Origin of the sequence: Streptococcus sp. TATVAM-FAB8 (assembly GCF_046592795.1) — a bacterium.
GTDB classification, from domain to species: Bacteria; Bacillota; Bacilli; order Lactobacillales; family Streptococcaceae; genus Streptococcus; species Streptococcus ruminicola.
The window spans coordinates 42421-55054 of record NZ_JAWVPQ010000007.1 but is presented as its reverse complement, the minus strand read 5'-3'; the positions used below and the strand labels follow the sequence as shown (position 1 = coordinate 55054).

Sequence of the window (12634 nt, the reverse complement as noted above, 5' to 3'; positions counted from 1 at the left end):
CATCGACTCTTTCATTAAAAAATGACCTTCCTATAACTCTATTAAGCATTGACTTAATAAAGCATCGCTAGGTAAAACCTTACCCTTCCATTATCATTTTACAACTTCATTCGTTTAATGTCAAATATTTCTATTTTATATTTTTGTATCGTTCGTTTTTAACGAACTTTGTTTGCTGGTAAGATTTTCATAATTTTTAAGTTTTATTTCAGTTTTCTTTCAGTTTGACTTAAGTTTAATCCCCTAGACTTTTTTGTAATACGATTGCAAAGGAGTTATTGACATGAATTTTATTAAGCGAGCCTGGCTTGCGACAAAAGCTAAAAAAGGACGCACGGGACTACTCGTTTTGGTGACCAGTGCGATTTTAATTTTTGTGCTAGCTGGATTAACCATTAAAAATGCGGCAGATTCTGCTGTCACATCAGCTAAAAAACAAGCGGGTGCAACAGTGACTTTATCCGTTAATCGCGAAGCTATGATGAAGGCTTTTAAACCTGACAGCGAAAATAGTTCTGACTCAAGTAGCACCACCACAGCTACTACTTCTGTTGAGCTTGCAACAGCAAAATCAATCGCAGAAAAAAGCGGTGTCTCATCATACCTTTTCACAACAACCACAACGGCTAATGCAGGTGACGGTATTTCTGCTATCTCTACTTCTTCATCTTCTGATGATTCAAGCGATAATGCTTCACAAAATGGCAACCAACCTGAGAACCACGGCGCCATGATGGCATCGGGTGATTTTACCATTACTGGTGTTAACACAACTGACAATGTCAGTGACTTCACTTCAGGAACAAGTACGATTTCTAAAGGAGACGGCATTACTTCAGAAACTGCCGACAATTCCGCACTTATCTCTTCAGATTTGGCTAGCGAAAACAATTTAAGTGTAGGTGATACTTTCACAGTAACAACAACTGTAGATAGTACTGAGACAAACTACACTCTAACTATCATTGGTATCTACGACAATTCATCAACAGCAACGACAGCTCAAATGATGTCAAATGCTTCAAACCCACAAAACAACATTTACACAACACTGACAACAGCTAATACCATGAAAGGTGAAACAGATAAACTTGATTCAGCTGTCTATACCCTTTCAAATCCTGAAAAAATGAACAGTTTCGTTAAAGAAGTAAAATCAGAAATCGACACTGACACTTACTCTGTGACATCAAGCGATGAAATCTACGAACAAATGCTTTCACCACTTAATAACATTTCATCAATTGCACAAAATATTGTTATTTTGGTGGCTATTGCTGGCGCAGTTATCCTAACCTTGATTGTTATTTTAAGCATTCGTGAGCGCCGTTACGAAATTGGAGTTCTCATGAGCTTGGGTGAAAATCGCCTTAAAATCATCGGCCAATTCTTCACAGAGTTATTCATGGTAACTATTGTTTCTCTTGTGATTGCATCATTTGCAGGAAATTTTGTCGGAAATGCCCTTGGTAATCAACTGTTGTCATCTTCAACTCAGACACAACAAACTACAAACCAAGGAGCTAATGGCGATGGTCCTGGTCAAGAGACAAACTCTTCTAATGATGACAATAAGCAAAATGACTCAAAACCCCAAAATGACAAACCATCCGGCGGTGGTTTTGGCAACATGATGTCAATGGCAACAACTTCACCAAAAGAAATCGATAATCTCGATATCAAACTAACAGGAACTGATGTCGCAAAACTCGGTGGAATCGCCCTTCTCATCTCATTTATCTCAACTATCTTAGCAAGTATTGGTATCATTCGCATGAAACCAAAAGATATCTTATCATCAAATTAGAAAGGACACTCATATGACCTTACACACAAAAAATATTGGCTATTGGTACACTAATAATCCAGATGATTACCTGTTCAAAGATGTTAATCTAAGCTTCGAAAGAGGAAAAATTTATGCCATTCTTGGACAATCAGGAAGTGGAAAGACCACCTTTCTTTCCTTGCTTGCTGGCTTAGATAGCCCAAAAACAGGCAAGATTTACTTAGATGACAAAGATATTAATAAGTCTGGCTTGACCAATTACCGTAAAAACGCTGTTTCAACTATCTTTCAAGCTTATAATTTAATGACTTACATGACTGCACGTCAAAATGTTCAAACAGCACTCGAAATCACAAACACTCCCGTTGACAATGCTAAAATCGATGAGCTTTTTGAGCTGGTGGGCATTCCTAAAGAAATGATTGATAAGCCAGTTCTTCAACTTTCCGGAGGTCAACAACAGCGTGTTGCCATCGTCCGAGCCCTAGCAACCAATCATGATGTCATTATAGCTGATGAACCAACAGGAAACTTAGACGAAGAAACTACCCAAGACATTGTCAATATCTTCAAAGACATCGCTCATCAGCAAAATAAAACCGTGATTATCGTGACACATGAAACGGCTGTCGCTAAAGAAACAGATGTCGTTTTTGAACTCAAGAAAAAACAATTTACCCAACTATAAACGAAAAGCACCCAGCAAAACTGCTGAGTGTTTTTTCTTATTTTAGTCTGACAAATCTTGTCCGTTACTTGCGATAACTTTTTTATACCAGAAGAATGAATCTTTGCGGTAACGTTCAAGGCTACCAACTTCTTCATCAGTACGGTCAACGTAAATGAAACCATAACGTTTACGAATGCCTTCGTGTGTTGAGATAAGGTCAATAGCTGACCATGGATTGTAACCAAGCATATCAACACCGTCCGTAATCGCTAATTGAATTTGTTCAATGTGAGCACGAAGATAATCGATACGGTATTGGTCGTGAACTTTACCATCTTCTGTCAAAGTATCGTAAGCTCCAAGACCGTTTTCAGTAACCAAAAGTGGCAAGCGGTAACGGCTGTACATTTCACGAACAGTTGCACGGAAACCGACTGGGTCAATTTCCCAACCAAATTCAGTTTTTGGAAGATTTGGATTGTCAACACCACGGTAGAAACCTGCTTCTCCACGTGCTGTTTGTTGGTCAGCTGATGGGTTCAAGCTTTCTGTACCATCTGATGCAGCTACTGTTGCTGTATTATAGTAGTTAAATCCGATAAAGTCTGGTTTTGCAGCTTTCATGATGGCACGATCTTCATCAGTAATCACTGGTGTAGCATCTTGTTCTTCAAGGTATGCCCAGACAAGGTTATTGTATTCACCTAGGATATAAGCATCAAGATAGAGCCAATTACGAATTGCATTGAAGTTTTGAGCAGCTAGAACATCTTCTGGTTTTGATGAAGCCGCATAAACCAATGAAATATTTGGTGCTGGACCAATTTTAGCTTCTGGAAGCATTTCGTGGCAAAGTTGCATAGCTTTAGCTTGCGCTACCAATTGATGGTGATTTTGTTGGTAAATTTCTTTTGTAAGGTTTGTTGTTCCTTCTGGCACATGAAGAGTACCGATGACAGGACCAACCAAAGTAAGCATATTTTGTTCATTGATTGTTAACCAGTATTTCACACGGTCACCAAAGTTTTCAAACAAGACACGCGCATATTCAGCAAACCAATCTACTGACTCATGTGTTGACCAAGAACCACGTTCATCAAGCGCTGCTGGCATATCAAAGTGGAACATTGTCACAATTGGTTCGATATCATATTTCAAACATTCATCAATCAAGTTGTTATAAAACTCAATTCCTTTTGGATTCACTTCGCCAGTCCCGTTTGGCAAAACACGTGACCAAGAAATTGAAAAACGATAAGATTTAAAGCCCATTTCTGCCATCAAGGCAATATCTTCTTTGTAGTGATGATAATGGTCAACTGAAACTGTCAAATCTGCAGTTCCTGCTGGCAATTCTTTCACATCTTGACAAGAAGGTCCTTTGCCGTCTTCTAAAGAGGCACCTTCTACTTGGTAAGCAGAGGTTGAAGCTCCCCACAAGAAATAATCTGGAAATGGTTTTAGCGTTTTGTGTAACATGTCAATCTCCTTTTAACTTTTCATTGACTACAATTATAGCGCTATCATTTCTAAAAAACTAATGCTATCCAACGCTATCCTTGTACTATCATACGAAAAAATGACGACAAATGTCAGATATCTAAACAAAATATAAACAATCTGACAATTCCTATCTCAAGTCATTTTCATTCCATCAAACCTAATTTGGCAAAGGCGTTGTAAAGACCATCTTCTTCGACATCGTCAGTCACCATATCAGCCATCGCTAGAATTTCTGGGCCACCATTTCCCATAGAAACACCAATCTTACAACACTCAAGCATTGGAATGTCCACTTTGGCATCACCAAAAGCAATGGTATCCTCACGACTAGCCTGCAAATGCTCTAAAATAACGTCAATGGCATGCGCTTTGGTAATATCTTTAACGCCGAGGTCGCCAAATAAAGCTGTTTCCCCTCGGCCGCCCCAAGTCCCAGCTTTTAAGTTTGGAAAAGCCTTAGCAGAATCCAAATGATCTTGGTAAGAATTCAAAATAAAGCTGACTTTATTTAGGTCATCACGGTATAATTCGCCACCATAAACCAAGCCATGAAGAGCATCTTCAGCTTCCATGTGTTCTACTTCTGCGGCTGTTTTTCCTTTTTGCATGACGTACTTGCGCATGACTGGGCGAGCAGCTTCTTTAAAGTTTTCTGAAGCAAACAATCCGTTATTAGATTCCAAATAAAATTCCAATCCGCGCTCATGTAACCAGTCAACAATCGCTCTCGAATCTTCTTTTGAAATCATCTGATGCATGATAACTTCTTCATTGTACTCGACATATGAACCATTGCCCCCAATCATGCCATCAAGCCCAATCTTCCATAATTCAGGTTGCATTTCTGCACGACTACGTCCCGTACAGACAAAGACTTTATGCCCATTGGCACGCGCTTGTCGAATTGCCAATACAGCAGATTCTGGAATACGATTGTGATAATCCACCAAAGTTCCATCAACATCTAAAAAAATAATTTTACTCACAGCACTGTCCTCTTCGTTTTTAATGCCTCTATTTTACTAAGAAAAGTTTGAAAACGATAGTTATATCTTACGAAAAACTGATACTTTCCTCTGCTTTTTTTCCAGCTGACAGCTTTCAGACAGCTTGCTTGCATTTCTGATACAAAATCGCTATGCTAAAACCATGAAAAATGTAAAAGACTTATTGGCTCATCTTCCTTACCGAGCTAGTTTTTATGATAAAGATTTAAAACTGATTTATAGCAATAATCGTTCAGACGGCTCTTTTTTCTCGGAACCCGAAGAAAATGAATTACCACAATGGGTTTGGACCAGCCTTGAGCAAGCACCAGAACAAGCCCTTCATTTTCAAATTCCTACCGAATCATTTGACCGTATCTTATTTCAAACTTATCAAGCAGTTAAAGATGATTCTGGTGAACTTATGGGTGTTATTACTTTTATCCAAGACTTAAAGCCTGTTCTGGCAAGTTACCTAAATGAATCTGGTCAAGCAATCGTTGGCTGGTCTGATGTCACTTCTGGACCTTCTAGCACTAATCCTATTTTCGATGATTAAAAAAGAGCCTTTTGGCTCTTTTTGCTTATTCTTAATCACGGTAAACAGGCTGCGCACCGTATGTTTGAGACACTGGCATCATTTCAATACGGTTAAAATTAACATGCTCTGGCTGACTAGCCACCCAAGAAACAGTGTTTGCGATATCTTCTGGCGTAATGGCGTGCGCTCCTTCGTAAAGTTTCTCAGCACGTTCATCGTCACCTTTGAAGCGGACATTTGAGAACTCTGTTCCTTCACAAAGCCCTGGTTCGATATTCGTCACACGAATCTTTGTCCCAGCAAGATCAGCACGCAAATTTAGCGAAAATTGTTTGACGAAGGCTTTTGATGCACCGTAAACATTGGCACCTGGGTATGGAATAGTTCCTGCTGTTGACCCAAGGTTAATAATCATCCCTAAATTACGCTTAACCATGTCTGGTAAGACTTGGCGTGTCAGATAAACAAGACCTACGATATTGGTATTAATCATGGTCATCCAGTCAGTAAAATCGGCCTCATATGCCTTGTCTAAACCAAGTGCCAATCCAGCATTGTTGACTAAAAGGTCAATGTGTTGCCAAGATTCTGGTAAACTTGCTAAAGCTTGATCAATGAGTTTTGGCCCAGAAACATCCATTTGTAAAGGATAAACCTTATCACTACCTAGTTCTGCTTGTAAGCTCTGCAATTTTTCCAAACGACGAGCACTGGCAATAACTTGATAACCATCTGCTACTAATTTCTTAACAATAGCTTTTCCAAATCCTGCCGAAGCGCCTGTTATTAATGCAATTTTTGTCATGTTACTCTCTTTCTATACTCTTCTGGATATAAGAAAGTCAGTTGGTTATCAGCCAACTGATTCTTTCTTATTATTCGTTCATGTCATCAACAGCCTGAGCTGCTGTGATAATAGCTAATTTATAAATATCTTCTGCACTTGAACCACGTGATAAATCATTGACTGGTTTGTTCAATCCTTGAAGAATTGGACCGATTGCCTCAAACATACCAAGACGTTGAGCAATCTTGTAACCAATGTTTCCTGATTGAAGGTCTGGGAAGATAAAGACGTTTGCTTGTCCAGCGACGTCACTATCTGGTGCTTTTACTTCTGCTGTACTTGGAACAAAAGCGGCATCAAATTGCAATTCACCATCGATAGCCAATTCAGGCTGACGTCCCTTAGCCAGTTGAGTGGCTTCACGAACTTTTTCAGCTTGAGGTGCTTTGGCACTTCCTTTTGTTGAAAAGCTAAGCATGGCAATCTTTGGATCAATGTCAAAAATTCTTGCCGTTTCAGCAGTGTTTAAAGCAATTTCAGATAATTCTTGAGCATTCGGATCAATATTGATAGCACAATCCGCGAACATAAAACGTTGATCAGTGCTTTCACGGTTCATCAAGAAAACACCTGATGTTCTGGAAATGCCCGGTTTTGTTTTGATGATTTGAAGAGCTGGGCGAACAGTATCTGCTGTTGAATGAATCGCACCAGAAACCATACCATCAGCCAAACCAAGTTTGACCAACATGACACCAAAATAATTAACGTCTTTCAATAGACGATCAGCATCTTCAGGACTTGCTTTACCTTTTCGGATTTCAAGAAAGGCTTCCTTCATCTCATCAAACTTATCATAAGTTTGCGGGTTAATAATCACATAGTTTTGATCAGCAAAACCGAATTTAGCCAGTAATTCTCGAACTTCCGTAGCTTCTCCTAAAATAATTGGTTCAATCAAACCTTCAAATTTTAAACGAGCGGCTGCACGAAGAACACGTTCATCATTTCCTTCAGGAAAAACAATTTTGAGGTTTTTACCAACAATTTTTTCCCTTAAGCTACCAAATAAAGATCGAATTCCCATAAAAATTAACCTTCCATCTATTTTTGTTGTAGCTTCATGATAACGCTATCAAAGTCATCTGTCAAGTTTGCGCTTTGGATAATCTCTTTATTTGTGTAAGGGTCTACAAAACGTAAATAATGGCAATGCAAGGCTTGTCGCGTAATGCCAAGATCCATACGGCCACCATACAAATCATCTCCCAAAAGCGGGAAACCAATGTGAGCAAAATGCACACGAATTTGGTGAGTTCGTCCTGTGTGAAGTCGAATATCTACCAAAGCCACATCGCCAAAGCGTTCCACAACGCGATAACTTGTGTGAGCGTATTTTCCAGACGGGTGCACGCGACGTGTGATAATACTATCTTCATCTCGAGCAATCGGCGCAATGATTTCTCCCTCATCTTCTAGTTCACCTTGACCAGAAACCAAGGCATAATAACGTTTTTCAATGGTCTTACTTTGTAGTTGTTTATCAAGTCTAGCATGGGCATAGCCGTGTTTGGCAAAGAGCATCAAACCGCTTGTATCCTTATCAAGTCGAGTTACGATGTGAACTTGCTTGTTAGGGTAATTTTGCTCCATGTAGTAATATTTGACAAAATTAGCAATGGTATTTGAATGCAAAACACTTGGAATGCTTGCATAACCATGGGGTTTATTGATAATCAAAAAATGATCATCTTCATAGGCAATATCAAGGTCATGCTTGACTGGAATAAGGGTTTCATGTTCCTGTTCATCAGGAATTTCAATCGTCACCACATCTCCCACATCCAATAAATAAATGGCATTTTGCTCAACGCCATTTACCCAAATATTTCCACCTTTAAATTTCACTTTGGCTAATAAGCCTTTTGAAACATCATGTCCCTTTAAAAAGGTTTTTACTTTTGTTCGTCGGTCCGCAATAAATTCAAATCTCACGAATCTACTTCTCCTATAAAGGCATCTCTCACGCGCTCCCAGAAACTTGTATGGAAGGGTGTTGCCACAAAACTAATTTTTTTATTGTCAATACAATATTCAATTTTAGACACATTTTTATAATGCATGGTTTTGTTATCGATTGACACTGTATAAACGCCTTGGCGTTTAGGAATGATTTCAATTTTATCTTTTTTCGGCACAATCACAGATGACCCAAGGGTGCGATAAACACGGTTGTTAAGACTAGAAATCTCTGTCAACTGCATTGCTTCCATCGTCGGGTGCAAAATAGCTCCGCCTAAAGATTTATTGTAAGCTGTGCTTCCTGTCGGTGTCGATACCGAAATACCGTCACCACGGAAACGTTCTAACTTCACTTTATCAATGACAACGTCAGCAACCATTGTTTTCTCAATACGTTTGATGGCTACTTCGTTAAGGGCACGCGCTTTCACCACACGACCATCATCTAAAGTGATTTTAGCTCGCAAAACTGGATAAGATGCCTTACGCCCCTTATCAGCTCGCAAATTCTCAATTAACTTTTCTACTTCAAAATCTCGGTAATCGGTGTAAAACCCCAGATGACCGGTATGAATTCCCACAAAGCGGACTTTATCAAGAATCTTTTCATACGTGTGAAAAGCAGACAACAGCATGCCATCACCACCAATGGAAATGACAATATCTGGATCTTTTTTAGACAAATAGAATCCTTTATCTTCCTTGAATGCCGCAAAAAGCTTTGAGGCAACTCGTCTACTCTGATATTTCCCGTTTGCTACGATAGCAACACGTGTAACTTTATCTGTAATATTCGTCTGTGTCATCACTATTTCCTACACCATCACTTAATTTCCGACTTGCGGGATCAAATAAAAGCTGTGCTTCCCTAATATCCTCGCGAATTTTTCGCATCTCCTCATCCAACTCAAGGGCAATTTTTGCTGTTGTTTCCAAACGTTTTTTAATTTCATCAGGAAACTCGCCTTTATATTTATAGTTCAATGAATGTTCAATCGTTGCCCAGAAGTTCATCGCTAAAGTCCTAATTTGAATCTCAGCTAGAACTGTTTTTTGACCATCAATGGTATCAACAGGATATTCCACAATAACATGGTATGAACGATAACCACTGGCTTTCATATGCGTGATGTAATCACGTTCCTGCACGATTTTCATATCATGTCGACTACGTAAAAGTGCCAAAACTTCATCAACGTCATCAACAAATTGAACCATAATACGAAGACCAGCAATATCTTGCAAATCTTGTTCAATGTTCTCTGGTTTAATCCCGCGTAGCACCATTTTTTCCTTGATACTTTCGACCGATTTTACACGACCAGTCACAAACTCAATCGGTGAATGTCGATTTTGTTTACGAAATTGCTTGCGGATTCCGCGCAATTTAATCTTCAATTCACCAACAGTTTGTATGTAAGGATCTAAAAATTTCTCCCAGTCCATCACATTTCCTTCCTAATGGGATGGGCTTGTCACGCAGACATAACCAATCCTTGTCAAAAAATTGACTTTTGTATAGAATTAATATAACAAACCTATTATACCATATTTCTAATTGAGGAAAAAAGGAAAATTATTTTATGACACACCTTGAAATTGAGTACAAAACATTACTCACTAAAGACGAATTCAATCGTCTTAACAGTCAACTTTCACACGTTACACCAGTAACGCAAACGAATTACTACTTCGATTCAGATAATTTTGACATGAAAGCACATCGCATGTCTCTTCGCATTCGGACATTGCCAAATCGCGCAGAAATCACATTGAAAATTCCAAAAGAAGTTGGTAATTTGGAATACAACTATGATTTGAGTGTTGCTGATGCCAAAGAAATCATCAAATCAGGTCAATTTCCAGAAGTTGATTTTTTGAAACTTATCGAAGAAAATGGTGTTAAACTATCAAGCCTTAAAAATTTTGGTAGTCTGACGACAACACGCCGCGAAACAATGACTGATATTGGTCTTATGGCTCTTGATAGCAATCAATATGCTGATATTAAAGACTATGAACTTGAACTAGAAGTTGAAAATGCTGAAAAAGGCAAAAAAGATTTTGACAACTTCTTAGCTCAGCATGACATTGACTTTAAGTATGCTAAAAGCAAAGTTGCTCGCTTTAGCGCAACCCTTAAGCGAAATTAAAGGCGCTTTTTCCTTAGAAAATGCTGAATTATTTCAGTTTTTTTGGTAAAATATAAGTATTAATTTTAAAGGAGTTTATTTATATCATGGCAGAACATTACGCCGACAAACAATTCAAGCTTTTTTCTCTTTCTTCTAACGTAGAGATTGCACAAAAAATTGCGGACGAAGTTGGAGTCCCTCTTGGAAAAGTGTCAACACGCAAGTTTTCAGACGGCGAAATCATGATTAACATCGAAGAAACAGTTCGTGGTGATGATATCTACATCATCCAATCAACTAGCTACCCTGTTAATGACAACCTTTGGGAACTCTTGATTATGGTAGACGCTTGTAAACGTGCCAGCGCCCACACTGTCAATGTCGTTATCCCTTACTTCGGATACTCACGTCAAGACCGTATCGCTGCATCACGTGAACCAATCACAGCTAAACTTGTAGCAAACATGCTTGTTAAAGCTGGTGTTGACCGTCTTTTGACTCTTGACCTTCACGCTGTTCAAGTACAAGGTTTCTTTGATGTCCCAGTTGATAACCTCTTTACTGTTCCATTGTTTGCTAAATACTACTGCGACCTTGGTTTGAAAGGTGAAGACGTTGTTGTTGTCAGCCCTAAAAACTCTGGTATCAAACGTGCTCGTAGCTTGGCTCAAACTCTTGATTCACCAATCGCTATCATCGACTACGCTGAAGATGATGCACACCGTGAAGAAGGCTACATTATCGGTGATGTTGCTGGTAAAAAAGCAATCCTTATCGATGATATTTTGAACACTGGTAAAACATTTGCTGAGGCAGCTAAAATCGTTGAACGCGATGGCGCTACTGAAATTTATGCCGTTGCTAGTCACGGTCTATTTGCTGGAGCTGCTGCAGAAAGCCTTGATGCTGCTCCTATTAAAGAAATCTTAGTAACTGACTCAGTTGCTACTAAAGAACGCTTGCCTAAGAACATTAAATACCTTTCAGCAAGCAAATTGATTGCTGACGCGATTATTCGTATCCACGAAAAAACTCCGCTCAGCCCACTATTCTCATATAACGCTAAAAAGGATTAATTTACTATATGATATATCTCGATAATGCTGCAACTACCCCTCTCACACCTTCTGTTATTGATGCAATGACAGAAATTATGGTCAACGATTTTGGTAACCCATCAAGTATTCATGGGATTGGACGTCACGCTAACCAGCGTTTGCGTTCTTACCGCCAGACCATTGCCTCAGCTTTAAAAACTGACCCACGCCGCATTATCTTTACATCTGGTGCTACTGAAAGCAACAACACTGCCATCAAAGGCTATGCTCTTGCTAACCAAGAAAAAGGTAAACACATCATTACCACTTCTATCGAACACCACTCTGTTCTTCATACAATGGAGTATTTGGAAAAACGTTTTGGTTTTGAAGTCACATACCTAAAACCTGAAGATGGTCATATTTCTGCTAAACAAGTGGCTGACGCTCTTCGCGATGATACGATTTTAGTCAGCACAATGTTTGCAAACAACGAAACAGGTGACCTTCTTCCCGTTAAAGAAATTGGCGAACTTCTCTCAGACCATCAAGCTGCTTTCCACGTTGATGCTGTTCAAGCAATCGGGAAAATTGATGTTTATCCTGAAGAGATTAAAGCTGATTTCCTTTCAGCTTCTGCTCATAAATTCCACGGACCAAAAGGTGTGGGTATTCTTTACTCAACACCACAACACTTTGATAATTTGCTCCATGGTGGGGAACAAGAAGAAAAACGCAGAGCTAGCACTGAAAATATGATTGGTATTGCTGGTATGGCAAAAGCCCTATCAGATGCTGTTGCTAACAAAGATGCTAATTACAAACACGTCCAAGAACTACGTCAAGCCTTCCTTGATGCTATTTCTAGCTTAGACTATTACATCAACGGTAGCCAAAACAAAATGCCTCACGTGCTCAACATTGGTTTTCCAAATCAAAACAATGGTATTCTCCTAACTCGCCTTGATTTAGCTGGTATCGCTGTTTCAACTGGTTCTGCATGTACCGCTGGTACTGTTGATCCAAGTCACGTCTTGGCAAGCCTATATGGTGAAGATTCACCACGTTTGGTAGAATCAATCCGCGTTAGCTTCTCAGAACTCAACACTATCGAAGAAGTTCAAGAACTCGCTAAAAAATTAATAGAAATTGTAGGAAAATAGG

The 12634-nt window shown here is 39.2% G+C and carries 13 protein-coding genes; 6 read left to right on the top strand and 7 right to left on the bottom strand.

Annotation, left to right across the window (positions count from 1 at the left end; genetic code table 11):
* Positions 1 to 283: 283 nt before the first annotated feature.
* Together SFC32_RS05535 and SFC32_RS05530 are read left to right on the top strand one after the other, a co-directional pair.
* Positions 284 to 1807 (top strand): ABC transporter permease, encoded by a 1524-nt coding sequence (locus SFC32_RS05535; RefSeq protein WP_411050046.1) that lies wholly within the window; start codon positions 284 to 286, stop codon positions 1805 to 1807.
* Positions 1808 to 1820: 13 nt separating this feature from the next.
* Positions 1821 to 2477 (top strand): ABC transporter ATP-binding protein, encoded by a 657-nt coding sequence (locus tag SFC32_RS05530; protein ID WP_411050045.1) that lies wholly within the window; start codon positions 1821 to 1823, stop codon positions 2475 to 2477.
* Between the two features lie 42 nt (positions 2478 to 2519).
* Here SFC32_RS05530 and SFC32_RS05525 read toward each other — a convergent pair whose 3' ends face one another.
* Together SFC32_RS05525 and SFC32_RS05520 are read right to left on the bottom strand one after the other, a co-directional pair.
* Positions 2520 to 3938 carry a glycoside hydrolase family 1 protein gene (locus tag SFC32_RS05525; protein WP_039696966.1) on the bottom strand — a complete coding sequence of 473 codons (1419 nt, stop codon included), beginning with the start codon at positions 3936 to 3938 and terminating at the stop codon, positions 2520 to 2522.
* Positions 3939 to 4105: 167 nt separating this feature from the next.
* The gene (locus tag SFC32_RS05520; protein ID WP_411050044.1) at positions 4106 to 4948 is read right to left on the bottom strand and encodes a Cof-type HAD-IIB family hydrolase; all 843 of its coding nucleotides are present in this window, start codon (positions 4946 to 4948) and stop codon (positions 4106 to 4108) included.
* A 163-nt stretch (positions 4949 to 5111) separates the two neighbouring features.
* Here SFC32_RS05520 and SFC32_RS05515 point away from each other — a divergent pair, with 163 nt between their 5' ends.
* The gene (locus tag SFC32_RS05515) at positions 5112 to 5507 is read left to right on the top strand and encodes a sodium transporter (RefSeq protein WP_411050043.1); all 396 of its coding nucleotides are present in this window, start codon (positions 5112 to 5114) and stop codon (positions 5505 to 5507) included.
* A 31-nt stretch (positions 5508 to 5538) separates the two neighbouring features.
* On the opposite strand, the gene SFC32_RS05510 is transcribed toward SFC32_RS05515, so the two are convergent.
* From SFC32_RS05510 to SFC32_RS05490, 5 genes are all read right to left on the bottom strand, one after another.
* Positions 5539 to 6294 carry an SDR family oxidoreductase gene (locus SFC32_RS05510; RefSeq protein WP_411050042.1) on the bottom strand — a complete coding sequence of 252 codons (756 nt, stop codon included), beginning with the start codon at positions 6292 to 6294 and terminating at the stop codon, positions 5539 to 5541.
* 70 nt (positions 6295 to 6364) lie between these two features.
* Positions 6365 to 7363, bottom strand: a complete 999-nt coding sequence (gene pta, locus SFC32_RS05505; RefSeq protein WP_252519441.1) for a phosphate acetyltransferase — start codon at positions 7361 to 7363, stop codon at positions 6365 to 6367.
* Between the two features lie 17 nt (positions 7364 to 7380).
* On the bottom strand, positions 7381 to 8271 hold the full coding sequence (locus SFC32_RS05500) for an RluA family pseudouridine synthase (protein WP_074868817.1): 891 nt from the start codon (positions 8269 to 8271) through the stop codon (positions 7381 to 7383).
* Positions 8268 to 9104: an NAD kinase gene (locus SFC32_RS05495; RefSeq protein ID WP_039696972.1), complete on the bottom strand. Its 837-nt coding sequence runs from the start codon at positions 9102 to 9104 to the stop codon at positions 8268 to 8270. The genes SFC32_RS05500 and SFC32_RS05495 overlap by 4 nt, the downstream gene beginning before the upstream one ends.
* Positions 9079 to 9744 carry a GTP pyrophosphokinase family protein gene (locus SFC32_RS05490; RefSeq protein WP_039696973.1) on the bottom strand — a complete coding sequence of 222 codons (666 nt, stop codon included), beginning with the start codon at positions 9742 to 9744 and terminating at the stop codon, positions 9079 to 9081. The genes SFC32_RS05495 and SFC32_RS05490 overlap by 26 nt, the downstream gene beginning before the upstream one ends.
* 137 nt (positions 9745 to 9881) lie before the next feature.
* On the opposite strand from SFC32_RS05490, the gene SFC32_RS05485 reads away from it, so the two are divergent.
* From SFC32_RS05485 to SFC32_RS05475, 3 genes are all read left to right on the top strand, one after another.
* Positions 9882 to 10451, top strand: coding sequence for a CYTH domain-containing protein (locus SFC32_RS05485; protein ID WP_014334666.1), 570 nt, complete (start codon positions 9882 to 9884; stop codon positions 10449 to 10451).
* 86 nt (positions 10452 to 10537) lie between these two features.
* Complete coding sequence (locus SFC32_RS05480) at positions 10538 to 11509, top strand: ribose-phosphate diphosphokinase (protein WP_039696974.1); 972 nt, start codon at positions 10538 to 10540, stop codon at positions 11507 to 11509.
* An 8-nt stretch (positions 11510 to 11517) separates the two neighbouring features.
* Entirely contained in the window at positions 11518 to 12633 is a 1116-nt protein-coding gene (locus SFC32_RS05475) for a cysteine desulfurase family protein (RefSeq protein ID WP_411050041.1), read from the top strand.
* Position 12634 lies beyond the last annotated feature (1 nt).

Bases quoted from the DNA above. Each gene is read 5' to 3' on its own strand.
- SFC32_RS05535 (WP_411050046.1), top strand. From the start codon at position 284: ATGAATTTTATTAAGCGAGCCTGGCTTGCGACAAAAGCTAAAAAAGGA.
- SFC32_RS05530 (WP_411050045.1), top strand. From the start codon at position 1,821: ATGACCTTACACACAAAAAATATTGGCTATTGGTACACTAATAATCCA.
- SFC32_RS05525 (WP_039696966.1), bottom strand. From the start codon at position 3,938: ATGTTACACAAAACGCTAAAACCATTTCCAGATTATTTCTTGTGGGGA.
- SFC32_RS05515 (WP_411050043.1), top strand. From the start codon at position 5,112: ATGAAAAATGTAAAAGACTTATTGGCTCATCTTCCTTACCGAGCTAGT.
- SFC32_RS05510 (WP_411050042.1), bottom strand. From the start codon at position 6,294: ATGACAAAAATTGCATTAATAACAGGCGCTTCGGCAGGATTTGGAAAA.
- pta (WP_252519441.1), bottom strand. From the start codon at position 7,363: ATGGGAATTCGATCTTTATTTGGTAGCTTAAGGGAAAAAATTGTTGGT.
- SFC32_RS05495 (WP_039696972.1), bottom strand. From the start codon at position 9,104: ATGACACAGACGAATATTACAGATAAAGTTACACGTGTTGCTATCGTA.
- SFC32_RS05490 (WP_039696973.1), bottom strand. From the start codon at position 9,744: ATGGACTGGGAGAAATTTTTAGATCCTTACATACAAACTGTTGGTGAA.
- SFC32_RS05485 (WP_014334666.1), top strand. From the start codon at position 9,882: ATGACACACCTTGAAATTGAGTACAAAACATTACTCACTAAAGACGAA.
- SFC32_RS05480 (WP_039696974.1), top strand. From the start codon at position 10,538: ATGGCAGAACATTACGCCGACAAACAATTCAAGCTTTTTTCTCTTTCT.
- SFC32_RS05475 (WP_411050041.1), top strand. From the start codon at position 11,518: ATGATATATCTCGATAATGCTGCAACTACCCCTCTCACACCTTCTGTT.